Raw genomic sequence first — 17,519 nt, 5'->3', positions numbered from 1 at the left:
ACGGCCGCTGACGTTGAGTTTTCCTCTGTAAAACTCAACGTCAGCGGACAAACTTCTTATGTTTCAACCGCTTCGGCTCCAGCGCATCCGCGCCCAGCCGCCGCTTTTTGTCCTCTTCATAACCCGTGAACCCGCCTTCGAACCATTCCACATGCGCTTCGCCCTCAAACGCCAGGATATGCGTGCAGATGCGGTCTAGGAAAAACCGGTCGTGGCTGATGACCACGGCGCAGCCGGCGAAGTCGACGAGGGCGTCTTCCAAAGCGCGCAGGGTTTCGACGTCGAGGTCGTTGGTGGGCTCGTCCAGGAGCAGCACGTTGCCGCCGGATTTCAGCAGCCGCGCCATGTGCACGCGGTTGCGCTCGCCGCCGGAGAGCAGCCCGACTTTCTTCTGCTGGTCGCCGCCCTTGAAGTTGAAGGACGAGCAGTAAGCGCGGGAGTTGACCTCCGCATCGCCCAGTTGGATCAGTTCGGCCCCGCCGGTGATCGCCTCCCAGACGGTGTCGTCGGCATTCAGGTCGTCGCGCGACTGGTCGACGTAGCTCAGATCCACCGTGTCGCCGTATTCGATGGTGCCCGCGTCGGGCTCCAACTGCCCGGTGAGCATTTTAAAGAGCGTTGATTTACCCGCACCGTTGGGGCCGATCACCCCGACGATGCCGCCGGGGGGCAGGGAGAAATCCAACCCTTCGACCAGCTGCTTGTCGCCCATGTGTTTGGCGAGGCCGGTGACGTCGATCACCTTGCTGCCCAGACGCTGCCCGTTGGGGATGACGATCTGCGCGCGGGAGAGTTTCTCGCGCTCCGAAACCTCGGCCATCTCGTTATAGGCATTGATCCTTGCCTTGGATTTGGCCTGCCGCGCTTTGGCCCCCTGCCGCATCCATTCCAGCTCCCGTTCCAGCGTTTTCTGACGGGACTTGTCCTCGCGCGCTTCCTGCGCCAGCCGCTTGGCCTTCTGTTCCAGCCAGGCGGAGTAGTTGCCCTCGTAAGGGATACCCTTGCCGCGGTCGAGTTCCAGAATCCAGCCGGTGATGTCATCAAGGAAATAGCGGTCGTGGGTGACGATCAGGATGGTGCCCTTGTAGTCGATCAGGTGCTGTTGCAGCCAGGCGATGGTTTCCGCGTCGAGGTGGTTGGTGGGCTCGTCCAGCAGCAGCATGTCGGGCGCTTCGAGCAGAAGTTTGCAGAGCGCCACGCGGCGCGCCTCCCCGCCCGACAGGGTCTTGATGTCGGCGTCATCGGGCGGGCAGCGCAGGGCTTCCATGGAGACGTCGATCTGGCTGTCGAGATCCCAGAGGTTGTCGGCGTCGATCTGGTCCTGCAACTGCGCCATCTCGTCGGCGGTCTCGTCGGAATAGTTCATCGCCAGTTCGTTGTAGCGGTCGAGGATCGCCTTCTTGTCGGCCACGGCGAGCATGACGTTCTCGCGCGCGGTCAGGGTTTCATCCAGCTTGGGTTCCTGCGGCAGATAGCCGACGGTCGCCCCTTCTGCATGCCATGCCTCGCCCTGAAAATCAGTGTCGAGACCTGCCATGATCTTCATCAGCGTGGATTTACCGGCACCGTTCACGCCCACGACACCGATCTTCACGCCGGGCAGGAAGTTCAGGTTGATGTTCTCAAAGCACTTCTTGCCACCCGGATAAGTCTTGGACACGCCAGACATGTGATAAACGTATTGATAAGCGGCCATGGGGATGCTCCGGATATTGCTGTGGCAGTTGCTGCGCGGAGTGATAGCGAAGGCGCGGTGCAGGGGCAATGCGCGAAGCGGCAGCGAACCTGCGGAAAAGCACGTCACAATACGTGGCGAAAGCCTGAATTGCCGCGGGCTGGCCCCTGCCGGACCATCACGGCGCAAGGAAGCCTGCCCCGGCGCAACCGCCCCCTTCGGGCGCCGCATGATCCGGGCCGGATCAGCTCAGCCCTGATAGCTCTTGCTGGGCTGCGTTTCACGCCAGGTTCTGTTCACGATCCATTGCGCAAGCTGCTTCAGCCCGACGCCGGTACGGAATTCGAACTCCTCGTAGTGGAAACGACGTGGAGTGACCCCGTATCGGCGCAGGCCGGTTTGCAGCGCGGCGCGCAGGGCGAGCGGACCACAGAAGGACACCCTGGCTTTGCTCAGGTCTCCTCCCACCACGTCGGCGACACCTTCCGCGGTCAGGCGCGCGCCCTGTGCTGATGCGATCACGTGCAGCCTCAGGTTCTGTTTTGCCTTCGCGAGTTCGGTGATCTCCGCCAGATGCGGCGCAGCGTTGCGGGAGGACACGCAGTAAAACAGGTCGACCGTCCCGGCGTTGTCCCCGAGCGCTTCAGCCCAGGCGAGAAATGGCGTGATCCCGATGCCGCCGGCGATCCAGACCTCGCGGCCTTTGCCTGACAGGCGGAACCGGCCAAACGGACCCTGAATATGCAGGGCTTGCCCGACTTCCAGTGAACCGCGAAGGCTGGTCGTGAAATCGCCAAGCGCCTTTATGGTGACCCGCAGGGTGCCATCAGGTGCGATCCCGGAAAAGGTGAACGGATGCGGTTCGCCTGTACCGGCGCCGGAAAAGCTCAGGATGCCAAACTGACCGGGCAGAGGCCGCCGCAGGCCCGCACCCTCGGGCGTCATGGTGAGTGCGAGCGCGCCTCCTGTCTGTTCAGGCATCGCGATCCGGTAGGCATGGGACGGGCGCAGCCGCTCCGGCACCATGGTCCAGAGGTAGGCGGCAATTCCTGCCAGACAGAAAAACCCGGTGTATATGCCCGCAGGGTCCGTCATCGCAAAAGGCTTCATAATGAAGAAGAAGTGGAAGGTCGCGGCCACGAACAAGGCACCCATTGCTTTGTGAGTCCACTTCCACAAGTGATAGGGGATAAAGGTCGCCACCGAAATCACGACAAGAACCAGCAGGCCGTAAAGACTGACTTCCCCCAAGGTTTCCGCAAGCTCATTGAGAGCCGTCTCGCGCCCGAGCCCGCGCATCTCTGCGTCGATGGTATCGTGCATCAGGACTGCCGCCATGGCGACAATGCCCGCCCATTTGTGCAATACGTAAACGCGGTCCAGCCCGCCGAAGACGGTTTCGATTCCGCGAAGACGGGTGGCCAGTATCTGCCCCCAGGCCATGAGGATCAAAGCGGCCAACCCGAGATATTGCGAAAACAGTGCTACTTTATCCGCGATGTCCGGCAGCGCGAACAGCTGGTACGCCGGAAAAAGCGCCGTCGCGGCGATCAGAAACAGTCCAAACGGGTTCATGGAGGGTCCTCAGTCTGTGGCAGGTGTGGCGGGTTTTACAAGATCGTCTGCCATAAGATCGTCCAGGAAAACGCTCAGCAGCTGCAAGCGGCCTGCCACGTCCGCTTTGCGATAAACGGAGGCGCATTGCGCCTTGATCGTTCCCTGTTTGGTGTCCCGGAGATCCGCCATTTCGGCAATCGAAAAGCCCTTGATCGCCAATATGGCCACTTCGCGCTCCGCGCTGGTGAGAGACCATGTCTGGAAACGTCCCTCCAGCACTTCGGTAAAGGCACCGGAAGCCACCTTGATTTGTTCTTCCAGCTTGTCCTGACGGCTCTGGATCTGGCGCAGCTCGTTGCCGGTGAAAACAAGGCCGAAAAACAGCGCGAATGTCACCAGTCCCTCGATCAGATCGCTGTCTGCAAACCTGTTGAGTGACGTGGGCCAGAATACATCCCACACGATGTCCACGAGGAAATATGCACAGCAGATCGCCTGCAATGCGAATAATGACCAAAGAACGGCGATGCGGGACATGGTTCATCCTTGTATTTGTGAGCCGGTGTGCCCCGGCAGGGGCCAGAGCACAGGGCCATTTTTCAGCTGTCGTTGGAATCGTCCTCATCATCCAGCTCGATTTCAAGGACAATACCGGTTTCGGCAGAGACCTCAATTTCGTAGGCCTTGCCGTCGCGGGTGGCTTCGACTTCGATCTCGCCGTCTTCCAGTTCCACTTCCGTGATGACGTAGCCCTGCGCTTTAAGGGCGGCGCGCACGTCGGCCTCGGACGCGCCCAAGGCGTCGCCCACACCAATCTGGGCGAAGACGGCACCCGGGACGATAAGACCTGCCAGAAGGGTCACTTTTCCATATTTCATCATGTCGATTTCCTTTCGAGGATGTCTGTTGCCGCAAAGGTGCGGTGCCCTCGATTTGGTCGAACGCGGCGCTTCGTGAAATTGGACTTCCGGAGGATTGCGCGAGGCCTAGGCCAAAGGTTTATGTCGCACAGGGCACTGAAGCGGACCCTTCAAGCGCGATAAAGGGCCGGTTCGGGTTGATCATCGTCAAGGCGCAGGGCCACAGACCCGCTTACTACTTGATGATACCACGGCGATCAGACGGGTCCGGAGCTGACCGGGACGCCGAGACTTCAACGAGTTGAAAGGATGCGCAATGTGGCGACCCAGCTTCTGTGCAGGGGTTTTGGTTCTGATCTGCTGGGGTGGCGCCGCCGCCGCACAGCCAATTGACCCGCATGCCCTTTACGAGGAGGGTTGCGCGGAGTGCCATGCGCCGCACGCGGGTGACTTCGCCTTCGACGGGCTTGAGCTGCTCGGCAACACGCTTGTCGGCAAGACATCCGGTCGACCCTTATCGGTCTTCCTGGAGGCAGGGCATGGTCATCTGTCACCTGCCGAGATCGAGGTGATGGTGAAATTCCTGTCGGACATCAGGCAATCGGGTCGGTTGTTTCTCAAAAAGTGCAGAATTTGTCACAGCAACGCCAAGGAACTGGCGCGACACGGCCTCGTGCTGCACGATGATAAACTTTACGGCCGCTACACAGGGCGGGAAATTGCGCGGTTTCTCGCGAACCATGGCCGGCTGGAGCCGGGTGAGGTGGCGATTATGCTCAACGTGCTGAAACGTCAGATGCTGTCAGCGCCTGTACCAGACAACCGGAATTAACGGGCCGCCATTGCCCGTCGTTCCCTCAATGGGATGCGAAGCCGGGCGTGGCGCTTTTGCTATAGTGGCGCATTATCTGCCTGTCGCCGGAGGTGTGATTTGATTTTTGGTAAGCCCATGGTAGCGCTGGAAGGGGCCGGAGTGTCAGCGGGAGCAGTATGGCGAGGATCAGCACGTTTTTGGCGATTGCACTGACGATGCTTGTCAGCTGTGGGGTGCCGGACGTTTCACTGGCGCCGCCGCCCAACCTTTATCTTGAAGGCTCAAACTACCCTGCCGACGCGGTATCCCCGGTGCTGCGTAACGTGTCGCCCCGGCTGTATTTCGTCACGGACAGGGCGCTGTCGGTGACTGCAAACGGGGTGACGGCGTATAACTCAGAACGGTCCAACTCAATGGCGTTCGGGGCTGCGCGGGTGCGCTTTGGCGCACGGGACTGGGATGACCTCGTGGCGCGCACCTCGATGGACGGGGGGCGGCGGATTTCCCGGCTCGATGTGGAAGATGTCTCCGAGGTTGTGCGCTTTGCCGATGTGCCATTGCCCACGCGCCGCGAAGGCGGCGAGCTGATCTTTGAGCCGGAAGCGCAGGCTGGTTACGATCTGAACGCGCGGGCCTTCCAGCAGGCGATCCGCGCGGAAATCGCCCGCACCGGCAACGGTCGCATCCTGATTTTCACCCACGGCGTCAGGAACGACTTTGACCGGGCGCTCAGCACGCTGGCCAATCTTTGGCACTTTGCCGGGCGCAACAGCATTCCGATCGCTTTCACGTGGCCTGCTGGCAACGGCGGGCCGCTGGGATACTTCAGAGATCGTGAAGCCGGGGATTTCAGCGTCTTTCATGCGAAGGAACTGCTGCGCCTGCTGGCGGAAATTCCCGACGTGGAGGACATCGACATCGTGGCGCACTCCCGCGGGACGGATGTCATGACCAAGGCGTTGCGGGAACTGGTTATCTATCACCGGGGTCGTGGCGTGCGGCCCAAGATCGCGATGAAGACGGGGACGTTGATCCTGGCAGCCGCGGATCTGGATACCGGGGTTGTCCGCCAGCGGTTGCAGGCCGAACGGTTTTCGGAAGCTTTCGAGCAGATAAATGTCTATATTAACCCCAATGATGGCGCGCTGCGCGCGTCTTCTTTGCTGACGAATGCGCCGCGTCTGGGGTCCGCAACATCGGAAAGCCTGATGCTTGACGAAGTCCTGCAATTGCGCAAACAGGGATTGGTGCATTTCATCCGGGTGGAAGACGTCAAGGGACGCGGACACTCCTATTTCCGCGATAACCCGGCGGTTTTGTCGGACATTGTTCTGGCGCTCCGGACCCGCGCCTTTCCGGGCGGGACCCTGCGCCCGCTGGACGAGGGCGAAGACGGTTTCTGGCGGTTGCATCCAAACTACCCGCTGGACCGGTTGCCGGACCTGATCGTTGATGGCAGTGATCGCTGAGGGAGAGCGATGCTCAACTTGAAAGACTTGATCGCGCGACACGCGCAGGATGGCACTCTGCTCTGGATCGGCCTGCGCCCGGCGCGGCGGGTGCCGATGCGGTCCGTTCAGAGCGCCGAAATTCTCGGGGCAGGGCTTGCCGGAGACCACGCAGGCTCGGAAAAGCGCGCGGTCACCCTGATCCAGCAAGAGCACCTGACCACGATCGGATCGATGTTGGGGCGGGGTCCTGTGCTCCCACAGGACCTGCGGCGCAACCTCGTGATTGAGGGGCTGAACCTGTTGGCACTGAAGGGGCGACAGCTGCGCCTGGGCGATGTGGTTCTGGAGATCACCGGGATTTGCGCCCCGTGCAGCCGGATGGAGGAAATCCTGGGCCATGGCGGTTATTCCGCCGTGCGCGGACATGGTGGATGGTGCGCGCGCGTGGTTGTGCCGGGCCGGATAGCGCTGGGCAGCGTGGTCGCGCCTCTGCAAGGCACACCATTGACAACGCAGGATAACACCCCTTCAAAGACGCGATGACATTTTCGGCAGGTACATCCATCGTGAGACAGGGCTTTCCCATGGCGCGCCCGGGTCAGGTCATCGGCCTTTTGGGAGGGTCATTTGACCCCGCGCATGCCGGTCATGTGCATATCACGCACGAGGCATTGAAACGGTTTGGCCTGTCGCGTGTCTGGTGGCTGGTCAGTCCCGGCAATCCGATCAAGGCGCGCGGGCCTGCCCCGCTGGCCCAGCGTATGGCGCGGGCACAGGCTCTGATGCAGGACCCCCGGGTGCAGGTTACCGACATCGAGGCGCATCTGGGTACCCGCTACACCGCGAAGACTCTGGCGGCCCTGCGCGGAATTTATCCGGGCGTTCGCTTCGTCTGGCTGATGGGCGCGGATAACCTCGCACAGTTACACCTGTGGCAGGATTGGCGGCAGATCATGCAAACGGTTCCGGTGGGTGTGCTGGCACGCCCCGGGGACCGTATTTCCGCCCGGATGAGCCCGGCGGCGCGGATCTACGCCTCGGCCCGCATTGTCGGGCGCGCCTCCGCGCTGCTTGGCCGTGCCGAGGCGCCGGCGTGGTGTTTTGTTAATGTTCCAATGGTAGCACAGTCCTCAAGCGCCATTCGGGCTGCAGGCGGCTGGCTGGCACCCTGATGACACGTCACATCAATTTCAACGGCCGGGGTATGCCTTGTTGTTGTCTCCTGCTGTGTGCTGAGGTTATTTCTACTGCATGACGGGCAAATCACAGTCTCCCTTCTCGCGGCGCGCATTTCTGGCCGGGTTGCTGGCCAGCGCGGCGGCACCCTCCATCGCAGAGGTGCCGAAGGTGTCGCTGCGCCCGCGTATGCGCAACGCGGGCACCGCACAGGTTTCCGAAGTTGCCGCCTTATTACGCGAATCGCGCGTCACCGGGGATATTGTCTTCGCCGTGGCCGATGCGAAGACAGGGAATGTGCTGGAAGCGCGCAATGAAACGCTGGGCACCGCACCGGCGAGCGTCGCCAAATCGATAACCGCGCTCTACGCGCTTGATGTTCTGGGTCCGTCACATCGCTTTACCACGCAGGTAATGGCGGCAGGTCCGGTGGCCGACGGGGTGCTGGACGGTGATCTGGTTCTGGTGGGCGGGTGCGATCCCACCCTCGATACCAAGGCACTCGCGGCCTTGGCTTCCGGCCTGAAGGAGGCAGGGGTGCGCGAAGTCCGGGGGCGCTTTCTGGTGTACGAGAACGCGCTGCGCCCGCTGCCCTCCATCGACCCCGATCAGCCCGATCATCTGGGCTACAGCCCGGCGGTGTCGGGCATCGCGCTCAACTACAACCGGGTTCACTTCGAATGGAAGCGCGCATCGGGTGACTACACGGTAACCATGGACGCGCGCGCCGCGCCCTACCGGCCCGATGTCACAATTGCGCGGATGGAAATCGTGGAGCGATCCGCGCCCGTGTTCAGCTACCGCGATGCCGGTGAATACGATCAGTGGACCGTTGCAAGGAAGGCCTTGGGCAAAGAGGGCGCGCGCTGGCTGCCGGTGCGCCGTCCGGGGCTTTATGCGGGGGATGTCTTTGCCACTCTGGCACGGTCCAACGGCATTGTGCTGAAAGCCCCGGGACTGGTCACCGACCTGCCGGAGGGCACGGTTCTCTCGGATGTGCAAAGCCCGCCGCTGCGTGAAATCCTGCAGGGTATGCTGAAATACTCCAACAACCTCACGGCAGAGATGGTGGGTCTAGCAAGCACGCGCGTGCGCGCGGGGCGGGCACATACGCTGGCGGCATCTGCACGCCAGATGAACCTCTGGGCGATGGGCATGCTGGGCATGCAGAATCCGGCATTTGTCGACCATTCCGGTCTGGGCGGTGCCAGCCGTGTCAGCGCCGGGGACATGGTGCGCGCGCTTGCGGCGGTGCATGACGACGCCATATTGCGCCCGATCCTGAAGCCGGTCACGCTGCGCGACGCCAAGGGCCGCCCGGACAAGGCACATCCCGTCAAGGTCGTGGCCAAGACCGGCACGCTGAACTTCGTCTCGGGCCTTGCGGGATACATCACCGCGCCGGACGGGCGCGAGATGGTTTTCGCCATCTTCTGCGCCGACGAAAGCATCCGCGCCACGATCACCCGGGCCAACCGCGAACGCCCAAAAGGCGCGCGGCCCTGGGCTAACCGGGCCCGACGCCTGCAAAGACAGCTGCTCACCCGCTGGGGAACCGCATTCAGCAGCTGAGCGCGAGGTACTGCAGCACCAAGATCGCGTGGGGTTATGGCAGGAAGGTGCATCGGCGGGCGGTAGCGGATAGCTGCGGATCAATGCCTGCTCGGAGCCCAAACCTCCTAGAAACCTATGAGCTCTACGCAGTTTAACTCGTAGGATAAATATGCCCACAAAACAGCAAAGAGCAGGCCGAGGCAGCCGAACGCAATCGCAAATGCGGTTTTGCCGTATCTCATCAAAACGAAAGGGATCGCCAGTGCCACAACGAGGATTAGCCAGCTCTCCCAGTCAAGAGAGGTGGTGCGTAGACACTCATCATAAGTCATTATGCGTCGGCTCCGTTTGCACCCATCTTTGCGAGGCTACGTCAGCGACCATAAGACACGGATGTCAACTTCGTCCCGCGTCAGAGACTTTGGGTGGTGGGTTTGCCCTTCTCAACCTGACCAGATCTGTCGGATGACCGCAAAGAGCCCTTAGTGCTGCGTGCTGCGGTTCCAACGAAGGTCCGCTTTAGCCGGTTTGTTTTGCTTGATGCACGAATGAACGCCAAACTTGGCGAAAGCGATAACCAAAATCACAGCATTCTGACCGCTTTGCGGAATGCACTGGGGCTTTGGCCGGATGTCGATTCGAATGCGCGGCTAAAGGCACTGCGGCTTGAAAACCCGACGGATTCAGCGACGCGCTTCATTGGTAAGTCTGTATTGCGCAGCAGGTCACCCGCCTTGCGGACCCGCAGATTGCGCAGCAGCTCCATCGGTCCTGCGCCGTATGCATCGGAAAAGCGCTTCGCAAACGCGGCCCGGCTCATGCCAGCAATGTCCGCGAGGGTTTCGACAGAATACGGTTTGCCCGGGTCGTTCAGCATCGCATTCAGCGCTTTCCACAGCATCGGATCACGCAGCGCAGCCATCCAATCCAACGGCCCGTCCGGCTCGTTCATTCGTTTGCGCATCATGACAATCACAGCCTGCATCAACAAAACCCGGATCAGGGCGCGGCTGCCGACGCTGGGCTCACACACTTCGTGCATTAATGTGTCGACTAATACCATCAGATCGCCGCCGGGTTCGGCACGCGTCACCAGCGGTTCACGGATCAAGTTGACCACATCCGTGGCCCCCATGAGCCCAATACTGACATGAGCACAAAGTGCGATCAGGCGGCTGACGCTGCCGGCACTTTCATCTGGAACCGATTTGAGGACCCGCGCCAGATTCAGTGCCGCTGGTTTGCACGACGGTCCGGGCACGAGCGTCGCACCATCATTCAAGACCTCGTGGCTGTTCAGCGATGGGATCAAAACCAAACTGCCCTTTGTTATCCTGATCGGGGCCTGCCCCCGCATCGTGATTTGCCCCTCACCGCACAGTATATAGTGCAGTGTCACCGCCGCATCCGGCTTGAGGGCAACATGACAGGTTCCGTGAATCTCACAGATCGCAAACGGCTCCGTACGGATATCGAGTTGATCGAAAATGTGGTCGTAGCTCATCAGGTGAATTTGGCCTTAAACTTCTTTGACGTCACGAAAATTTTCGGATCTGGTCCAAATCAAGACGAAAAGGCACACCAACTGTCACACATAAGGCTTCTCGATACATCCAAAGAAGGAATGACCTTATGTGCAATTGCGATGACCATGATCACGGTGGCAAGAAACTGTCACGTCGCGCGGCGCTGACCACCGGTCTGGCCGGGACTGCGGCGGCTGCAGCCACTGCGCTGGCAGGGACCGCTGAAGCGCAACAGACGGCCAACCCCTATGCAGAACCGGCCGCGCCTGCATTGCCGCCCTCAGACATGAAACTCGACCTGAGCCGCGCGGCCCTGGTGGTGACCGACCCGCAGAACGATTTCCTCAGCCCCGATGGCGTGACCTGGGGTGTGATTGGTGCGTCGGTCACCGAACACAACACGGTCGAGAACATCGAAACCCTGTTCCGTACGGCCAAGGAACACAACATCACCACCGCCGTGTCGCCGCATTATTACTTTCCAACTGACCACGGTTGGAAGTTCGAAGGCGCTTTGGAAAAGCTGATGCACAAGATCGGCATGTTTGACCGCAAAGGTCCTCTGAACGTCGATGGTTTCGAAGGCTCTGGCGCGGATTGGCTTGAGCGGTACAAACCCTACATCAACGACGGCAAGACCATCGTGACCTCGCCTCACAAGATGTACGGCAACGACACCAACGACCTGACGCTGCAACTGCGCAAGCAAGGCGTGGATCAGGTTATTCTGGCGGGTATGTCGGCCAACCTCTGCACGGAATCGCATATGCGCGAATTGATCGAGAACGGTTTCGAAGTGGCCGTGGTGCGGGATGCAACCGCTGCGGCGCAATTGCCCGAGGGGGATGGATACCTTGCTGCCCTGATCAACTTCCGCTTCATCGCTAACGCGGTCTGGAGCACTGAAGAAGCAGTCGCGCAAATCAAGGCGGCTGTTCTCTAAACGCACCCTTCCCCGAGGTGCTCTGATCCAGGTCAGGGTTATGCCGTGCCCTCTATCGATGTCTCCGATGGCGGGTACGGTCATAGCCTTGTTGGCGCGAGGAGACAAAAATCAAAGGACAAAGAATGAAATCAAACTCAGTCAAGGAAGACACAATAAGAGCGGTTTTGGGCGCGGTTTTCCGCCTTTACGTCCAAAGCCACTGTTATCATTGGAATGTGGAAGGTCCAAACTTCCGCAGCTTGCACGCCATGTTTGAGACCCAATACCAGACGCTCAACGGGTTCATCGATGCGATCGCAGAGCGGCTGCGTGTGCTGGGTGTCAAAGCGCCTGCATCATTGGATGAGCTGCTTGCCTTATCCAAGGCGACCCAGGATTCGACCGCCCAGACGACAGATGAAATGCTGGCAAACCATTGCGCCGATTTTCAGGGCTTAATTGATGTTCTCCGCAATGCAATTCAGGTTCTTGCTGATGTCCGGGATGATGGCACGGTCGGGATTCTGTCCGACATTCTCGAATGGTGCGAAAAGGAGTTCTGGATGATGTCAGCCACTATGAAATAGTGCTGAAACGTTGCATATGGCAGTATCAATTCCACCTGCGTCGGAATAGTCACCAGCCCAGAGCATAAGTCGAATGTGGGCAAAGCGGTCATTGGTCGCCGAGACCTGTCGGGCCGCTTTGTCCGCACTGCGGACATTGATGCACTGCGCGGCAAAGTTCCGCTTTCCGCCCATTCTGTGGAAAAGCAACGTGTTGCGGGCGCAGAAAGTGGGTCGTTGAACGACGCGCGAGTGCCTTTCTGATCAGGCTTTTTGCGATTTCTGCGGTGTAGGAAAGATCTTCGCCAGTTTTCTGAGGTTTTGGTCGGTGGCGGCGAGCAGGAATTCGTCGTTGGCGCCACATGGGCCGCGTAATCGGAGCCGTCCGAGACCCAAGATGCGTTTGAGGTGGGCGAAGAGCATCTCGACCTTCTTTCGAAGTTTCATCGAGATGTCGTACTGGCGGGTCTTGGCGATATCGCGTGCGACCTGGCGGGCATCTTCATGTTCCTACCGGGTGATCTTGCGCGCATCGGCGTTCGGGCAGCATTTGGCTTTGGATGGACAAGCCTGGCAGACCTCTTTCAAAGCCCGGTAGCGAGCCGTGCCTTTGCCCGTCGGCCCTCGGTTCGGGTCTGAGTAGTTGCGGCGGAACTGCTTGAGCGCGTGACCTTCGGGGCAGATGCATTGGTCGTTCTCTGCATCCCATTCGAAGTCGGCGCGGGTCCAGGTTCCGTCGGTGCGTCCGGACTTGTCGAAGATCGGGATATGCGGCACGATCCCGCGATCCACGAGCCATCCCAGCATCGGTCCTGAACCGTAGGCCGTGTCGGCAATCAGCCGTTCGGGATGCAGATCGAACCTGGCCGTCACCCGCTTCAAAATCGTCTTTGTCGATCCAACCTCCGCCTGCCGAATGGAGCGCGTCGCCTCGACATCAACGATGATGCCATGATCCGTATCGATCAGGTAGTTGTCGGAATAGCTAAAGAACGCAGGCCCTTTGCGTGCCGCGGTCCACTGGCTGGCGGGGTCAGAATGGGACGTGAACTTGGGCTGCACTGGGGACGCGGCGCCAAAGGCCGCCTCGTCCAGCGTGTCGAGATACTCGCGTACGGCGCGCGGCGCGTCGGCCGGGTCGATCCGCGCTGCGTTCCATTCTTCCTTGGGCGTAGAGTTCTGCTTGTTCGCATCCGCTTCGATCAGGCTAGCGTCGATGGCCATACGCTGGCCGCTGACGAGGCCTTCGGCGATGCACCACGCCAACGTCGACTCGAACAGATGGCGGAGCAGTTCGCTGTCGCGGAAACGCCCATGCCGGTTCTTCGAAAAGGTAGAGTGGTCAGGAACGCGGTCGTTCAGATCGAGGCGGCAGAACCATCGATATGCGAGGTTCAAATGCACCTCTTCACACAGCCGCCGTTCAGATCGGATGCCGAAGCAGTAGCCGACCAGCAGTATCCGGATCAGCAATTCAGGATCCACTGACGGACGGCCAGTGTGGCTATAGAACTCTGCGAGATGCGCTCGGATGCTGGTCAGATCGACGAAGCGATCAATCGACCGCAACAAATGGTCTTGGGGTACGTGATCCTCTAGCGAGAACTCGTAGAACAGCGCCGCTTGCGCTTCCTGCTTCGGTCCCATCATCGCAAATACCTCCCTACAGGACGAATTGAATCAGCAACTTACGCCTCGATCAAGGACGAGTTTTTCAACGAAATAGGCCCATGCCGATTTGTTTCGCCGCCTCACTGTTCCTAAGCTGCGAAAAACGGCGAGGATGTCCCACCAATAGTGTAAATGGTTTTGAAGAAGGCGCCAAAATTCTTGACTCAAAATAATCCCAGCCAAAATTTCTCAATCGTTAAGTGGTACTTTATGTGGTGTAGATTTTCCCAAAAGAATAAAAACCTATAACTTACATACACTTATTTGTTTTATTGAGAGATCCTCGGTCCGCCACTTGCAATTTGTGAGGCGACATATTGTTTTGCCTCTTGCGACGAACTCTTCCATATTTGGTGTCCGTCGCTTCCCATCCGTAAGCCCTCTTGTTTCATTATTCCCGCTTGCCAGCCGGAAAATCGGGGCGATTTGAAGGTCAGACTTGGTAGGCGCCTGTTCCTACAAATTTGCCACTTGGCGAACACGGAGGGAGGCGAGATAGCACAAACCGACGAGGTTGGTGCGGCCCGCGCCGCGCTCATGACAGTCTAAAGCTTGCCCCACTCACCAACATGTCCAGTCAAGCCAAGTCCGGCAGTGCTTTGCTACCGAGTTTGGTGCCCAACCTCCGCAAACTACCCATGCTCAGCTCGCGATATCCGCTGCAGGATCGCTGGTAATTCCTAAATTTCAATATTTGGTATTCCAAAATTCCAGAAATCATCTATTGTGATCGCAGGTGCAGACTTTACGCACTGTCCAAGGGAGGAAAACCAATGAAAAAAATGTTCGCCATCGCCGCGGCGGCTGCCGTCATAGGCGGCAGTTTGGCCGCCGAGGAATACCCGTCAAAGACCATCGAAGTGATCACCCATGCCGGTAACGGCGGCGGGACAGATGTGACCACGCGCATGATGATGATCCGGGCGCGTCGCGAATTGGGAACCGATATGGTCGTGGTCAACAAGCGTGGCGGCGGCGGCGCTTCGGCAATGGATTACTACCTGACCCAAGAGGCTGACGGGCACAGCATTTTGACCTTCACCATCGGACACTCGGCCACGGTTGCCTTGGGCAAGACCGATATGAAACTGGATGATGTACGCCCCATCGCGCGCGGCACGGATGATCCGCAGATCCTGATGACGCGGTGCGGCGTTTACGAGTCGGCGCAGGCCTTTGTGGAGGCGCAAAAGGCTGAACCGCTGACCTATGGCACCACTCATCTCGGTGGCATCGATGATGTGTCGGCCTTCATGTTTGCCCGGCGCGGCGAGCTGGCAACGCCCAAGATTGTCCCCTTCGAGGGCGGTGGTGAGCTTGCGACGCAGCTTGTTGCGGGTGCTGTCGATGTGGCTGTCCTGAACCTGGCCGAAGCGGGATCGCAGATCGAGGCCGGCGATATCTGCCCGATCGTGGTTCTCGCACCAGAGCGGATGAGCGGATTGCCTGATGTCTCGACCGCGCAGGAGCTTGGCATTGACGCAAACTTCTCGACGGTGCGTGGCTTCGTGGTGCATGCAGGCACACCCGATGACGTGGCCGCCAAGATCGAAGAGGCGCTGCTGAACGCAATGGGTCACACCGTCTATCAGGGGTTCCTGACCTCGGTAGGCCTGGATGCAAGCTCTGTCGCGGGATCGGACGTCTGGGGCAATCAGCTGACCTCGATGCAGTCGGATATGGATGCCGCGCTGCGTGAATTGGGCTTTATTGAATAGAGCCCATCTCCCCGGGGCCGACCCGTCGATCGGGTCGGCCCCACCCAGCCTTTGTCTCAAGCCTATATTGGGAACGACAAGATGACGCGTTTTGCGGTTCCGTGCGGAATAGTGGTCTTTTGCCTGGTGGCCTACTGGCTCAGCACGCAGTTTGACCGGGTGCCACCCATCCTGCTGAGGGGGATGCAACCTGCGGATTTCCCGCAAATGGTCCTGCTGTTGATCATGGCCCTGTCGGTGCTTGTCATGATCTTTGATAAGCCAATTCAGCATGAACCCATGGGGGTCAATGTCTGGACCAGTTTGGGCCTGTTTGTCGTCTTCGCATTGCTCGCGCAGGTCGACATGTTTCTCGGTCTCGGGGTGTTTGCCGGCGCGCTGGCCTTCGCCTGGGGCGAGCGCCGGATATTGGGCGCTGGTCTTGTGGCCATTGTCAGCCCGACCCTGATCTTCCTGTTGTTCGACATGGTGTTCCGTATCCGCTTCCCGCGCGGGCTTCTGACGAACCTTTGGTACGGGTGATCTGATGGAACCGCTCCTTGCCGGACTGATTGTACTTCTGGACCCGCAGCTGCTTGCGCTGCTTTTCGCCGCGACGCTGGGTGGGGTCGTCATCGGTGCGCTGCCGGGGCTAAACGCCACGACAGGCGCGGCCCTTCTGCTCCCCTTCACCATCACGATGGACCCGATTCCGGCCATCGCGATCCTGACCACGATCTACTGCGCGGCGACCTTTGCGGGCGCGATCACGGCAATCCTGATCAACACGCCCGGCACGTCAGCCAGTGCAACGACCTGCCTCGATGGCTATCCGCTGGCGCAGAGGGGGGAAGCCGGCCGCGCGCTTGGGATGGCGACGGTTTCTTCGACCATCGGCGGGATCATCTCGGTGATCTGCCTGATGCTGGCTGCGCCGCTGATGGCGCGCATGGCCTATAACTTCGCGCCGCCGGAATACTTCGCGCTGACCGTATTCGGCATCTCCATGCTGGCCACAATTGGCGACGGCACTCCCCTCAAGAACATCATCGCGGGCGCATTCGGTATCCTGCTCGCCACGGTTGGCAAGGACCTGCTGACCACTGTGGAGCGCTTCACCTTCGGGTTCAACGAGCTGTCCGAAGGGATCGGTTTCGTGCCCGTGATGATCGGCATTTTTGGCATCTCCGAACTTCTGGTGCAGGCCGAGCGGCTGAACGTGGAACGCAAACAAGTCTTCATGAAGGCGATCAAGCTTCCGTCGCGCGAGGATTACGCCCGTGTGTGGAAGACGATCCTGCGCAGTTCCGGCATCGGCACATTCATTGGCATCCTGCCAGCCGAAGGGGCCACGGTCGCCTCGATGATCGGCTACAACGAAGCCCGGCGCTGGTCGAAGACGCCAGAGGAATTTGGCAAAGGCGCCATTGAGGGCATCGCCGGGTCCGAGGCGGCCAATAACTCGGCCACCGGCGGTGCGATGGTCCCGACCCTCGCGCTTGGCATCCCCGGCAGCCCGACTGCCGCGGTGATCCTTGCGGGGCTGATGATTCATGGCCTGCAGCCGGGCCCGACCATGTTCACCGAGCAGGCTGTGTTCGCCTATGCGATCTTCTGGGCCATGCTTCTGGTGAACGTGACCTTCATCTTCGTGGGACTGTTCGGCGCCAAGCTGTTCGCGCGGGTCACTTTCGTCCCGGTGCAGATCCTCTGGCCCATCGTCTTCACCTTCTCGGTCGTGGGGGCCTATGCTCTGGACCAGTCGATGCTCGACGTCTACATCGCGCTGGCCTCGGGCGTCATCGGCTATTTCATGCGCCGCTTTGGATATTCGGTGGTGCCTTTGGCCATCGGGCTCATTCTGGGTGGTATGCTTGAGAAACGGCTGGGCCAGTCCCTGATCATGCTGGATGACCAGTGGTGGCTGATGTTCACCCGTCCGCTCAGCCTGCTGTTTTTTGTGCTCACAATCCTCGCGCTCTTCGGGCCATATTTCTGGCGCCTGTTCAAGCAACGCGACCCCTTGGTTTCTACCGGAGAGTAAGTC

At 59.9% G+C, this 17,519-nt stretch carries 15 protein-coding genes and 1 pseudogene; 10 read left to right on the top strand and 6 right to left on the bottom strand.

Going from position 1 to position 17,519, the window contains the following annotated elements; all coding sequences use genetic code 11:
• Positions 1-40: 40 nt before the first annotated feature.
• The 4 genes from ettA to KX928_RS18420 form a co-directional block, all read right to left on the bottom strand.
• On the bottom strand, positions 41-1,696 hold the full coding sequence (gene ettA / locus KX928_RS18435; RefSeq protein ID WP_219505635.1) for an energy-dependent translational throttle protein EttA: 1,656 nt from the start codon (positions 1,694-1,696) through the stop codon (positions 41-43).
• Between the two features lie 228 nt (positions 1,697-1,924).
• Positions 1,925-3,250: a ferredoxin reductase family protein gene (locus KX928_RS18430; RefSeq protein ID WP_219505633.1), complete on the bottom strand. Its 1,326-nt coding sequence runs from the start codon at positions 3,248-3,250 to the stop codon at positions 1,925-1,927.
• A gap of 9 nt (positions 3,251-3,259) precedes the next feature.
• On the bottom strand, positions 3,260-3,769 hold the full coding sequence (locus KX928_RS18425; protein WP_219505632.1) for a helix-turn-helix transcriptional regulator: 510 nt from the start codon (positions 3,767-3,769) through the stop codon (positions 3,260-3,262).
• Between the two features lie 62 nt (positions 3,770-3,831).
• Positions 3,832-4,113, bottom strand: coding sequence for a PepSY domain-containing protein (locus tag KX928_RS18420; protein WP_219505630.1), 282 nt, complete (start codon positions 4,111-4,113; stop codon positions 3,832-3,834).
• A 295-nt stretch (positions 4,114-4,408) separates the two neighbouring features.
• Here KX928_RS18420 and KX928_RS18415 point away from each other — a divergent pair, with 295 nt between their 5' ends.
• From KX928_RS18415 to dacB, 5 genes are all read left to right on the top strand, one after another.
• A complete protein-coding gene (locus KX928_RS18415) occupies positions 4,409-4,924 on the top strand; it encodes a hypothetical protein (protein WP_219505628.1) in 516 nt (171 codons plus the stop codon).
• A 158-nt stretch (positions 4,925-5,082) separates the two neighbouring features.
• Complete coding sequence (locus tag KX928_RS18410) at positions 5,083-6,375, top strand: alpha/beta hydrolase (protein WP_257883924.1); 1,293 nt, start codon at positions 5,083-5,085, stop codon at positions 6,373-6,375.
• 9 nt (positions 6,376-6,384) lie between these two features.
• Positions 6,385-6,900, top strand: a complete 516-nt coding sequence (locus KX928_RS18405) for an MOSC domain-containing protein (RefSeq protein ID WP_219505626.1) — start codon at positions 6,385-6,387, stop codon at positions 6,898-6,900.
• 23 nt (positions 6,901-6,923) lie between these two features.
• Positions 6,924-7,529: a nicotinate-nucleotide adenylyltransferase gene (locus KX928_RS18400; protein WP_219505995.1), complete on the top strand. Its 606-nt coding sequence runs from the start codon at positions 6,924-6,926 to the stop codon at positions 7,527-7,529.
• A gap of 79 nt (positions 7,530-7,608) precedes the next feature.
• Positions 7,609-9,105 (top strand): D-alanyl-D-alanine carboxypeptidase/D-alanyl-D-alanine endopeptidase, encoded by a 1,497-nt coding sequence (gene dacB / locus KX928_RS18395; RefSeq protein WP_219505624.1) that lies wholly within the window; start codon positions 7,609-7,611, stop codon positions 9,103-9,105.
• A gap of 565 nt (positions 9,106-9,670) precedes the next feature.
• On the opposite strand, the gene KX928_RS18390 is transcribed toward dacB, so the two are convergent.
• The gene (locus KX928_RS18390; RefSeq protein ID WP_219505622.1) at positions 9,671-10,591 is read right to left on the bottom strand and encodes an AraC family transcriptional regulator; all 921 of its coding nucleotides are present in this window, start codon (positions 10,589-10,591) and stop codon (positions 9,671-9,673) included.
• A 128-nt stretch (positions 10,592-10,719) separates the two neighbouring features.
• Here KX928_RS18390 and KX928_RS18385 point away from each other — a divergent pair, with 128 nt between their 5' ends.
• Positions 10,720-11,556 carry a cysteine hydrolase family protein gene (locus KX928_RS18385; RefSeq protein ID WP_219505620.1) on the top strand — a complete coding sequence of 279 codons (837 nt, stop codon included), beginning with the start codon at positions 10,720-10,722 and terminating at the stop codon, positions 11,554-11,556.
• A gap of 125 nt (positions 11,557-11,681) precedes the next feature.
• Positions 11,682-12,125, top strand: coding sequence for a Dps family protein (locus KX928_RS18380; protein ID WP_219505618.1), 444 nt, complete (start codon positions 11,682-11,684; stop codon positions 12,123-12,125).
• Between the two features lie 243 nt (positions 12,126-12,368).
• On the opposite strand, the pseudogene KX928_RS18375 reads toward KX928_RS18380, so the two are convergent.
• Positions 12,369-13,754: pseudogene (locus KX928_RS18375) on the bottom strand (IS1182 family transposase).
• Positions 13,755-14,548: 794 nt separating this feature from the next.
• Between KX928_RS18375 and KX928_RS18370 the strand changes: the two are divergent.
• The 3 genes from KX928_RS18370 to KX928_RS18360 all read left to right on the top strand — a co-directional run bounded on the left by KX928_RS18370 (position 14,549) and on the right by KX928_RS18360 (position 17,516).
• Positions 14,549-15,493, top strand: a complete 945-nt coding sequence (locus tag KX928_RS18370; RefSeq protein WP_219505616.1) for a Bug family tripartite tricarboxylate transporter substrate binding protein — start codon at positions 14,549-14,551, stop codon at positions 15,491-15,493.
• Positions 15,494-15,574: 81 nt separating this feature from the next.
• Positions 15,575-16,015 carry a tripartite tricarboxylate transporter TctB family protein gene (locus tag KX928_RS18365; RefSeq protein WP_219505614.1) on the top strand — a complete coding sequence of 147 codons (441 nt, stop codon included), beginning with the start codon at positions 15,575-15,577 and terminating at the stop codon, positions 16,013-16,015.
• 4 nt (positions 16,016-16,019) lie between these two features.
• Positions 16,020-17,516: a tripartite tricarboxylate transporter permease gene (locus KX928_RS18360; protein WP_219505612.1), complete on the top strand. Its 1,497-nt coding sequence runs from the start codon at positions 16,020-16,022 to the stop codon at positions 17,514-17,516.
• Positions 17,517-17,519: the final 3 nt, after the last annotated feature.

It is taken from the genome of Roseobacter insulae, from assembly GCF_019375555.1.
In the GTDB taxonomy this organism is placed as follows: Bacteria; Pseudomonadota; Alphaproteobacteria; order Rhodobacterales; family Rhodobacteraceae; genus Roseobacter; species Roseobacter insulae.
This window is presented reverse-complemented; position numbering and strand designations above follow the sequence as displayed.

Bases quoted from the DNA above. Each gene is read 5' to 3' on its own strand.
- ettA (WP_219505635.1), bottom strand. From the start codon at position 1,696: ATGGCCGCTTATCAATACGTTTATCACATGTCTGGCGTGTCCAAGACT.
- KX928_RS18430 (WP_219505633.1), bottom strand. From the start codon at position 3,250: ATGAACCCGTTTGGACTGTTTCTGATCGCCGCGACGGCGCTTTTTCCG.
- KX928_RS18425 (WP_219505632.1), bottom strand. From the start codon at position 3,769: ATGTCCCGCATCGCCGTTCTTTGGTCATTATTCGCATTGCAGGCGATC.
- KX928_RS18420 (WP_219505630.1), bottom strand. From the start codon at position 4,113: ATGATGAAATATGGAAAAGTGACCCTTCTGGCAGGTCTTATCGTCCCG.
- KX928_RS18415 (WP_219505628.1), top strand. From the start codon at position 4,409: ATGTGGCGACCCAGCTTCTGTGCAGGGGTTTTGGTTCTGATCTGCTGG.
- KX928_RS18410 (WP_257883924.1), top strand. From the start codon at position 5,083: ATGGCGAGGATCAGCACGTTTTTGGCGATTGCACTGACGATGCTTGTC.
- KX928_RS18405 (WP_219505626.1), top strand. From the start codon at position 6,385: ATGCTCAACTTGAAAGACTTGATCGCGCGACACGCGCAGGATGGCACT.
- dacB (WP_219505624.1), top strand. From the start codon at position 7,609: ATGACGGGCAAATCACAGTCTCCCTTCTCGCGGCGCGCATTTCTGGCC.
- KX928_RS18390 (WP_219505622.1), bottom strand. From the start codon at position 10,591: ATGAGCTACGACCACATTTTCGATCAACTCGATATCCGTACGGAGCCG.
- KX928_RS18385 (WP_219505620.1), top strand. From the start codon at position 10,720: ATGTGCAATTGCGATGACCATGATCACGGTGGCAAGAAACTGTCACGT.
- KX928_RS18380 (WP_219505618.1), top strand. From the start codon at position 11,682: ATGAAATCAAACTCAGTCAAGGAAGACACAATAAGAGCGGTTTTGGGC.
- KX928_RS18370 (WP_219505616.1), top strand. From the start codon at position 14,549: ATGAAAAAAATGTTCGCCATCGCCGCGGCGGCTGCCGTCATAGGCGGC.
- KX928_RS18365 (WP_219505614.1), top strand. From the start codon at position 15,575: ATGACGCGTTTTGCGGTTCCGTGCGGAATAGTGGTCTTTTGCCTGGTG.
- KX928_RS18360 (WP_219505612.1), top strand. From the start codon at position 16,020: ATGGAACCGCTCCTTGCCGGACTGATTGTACTTCTGGACCCGCAGCTG.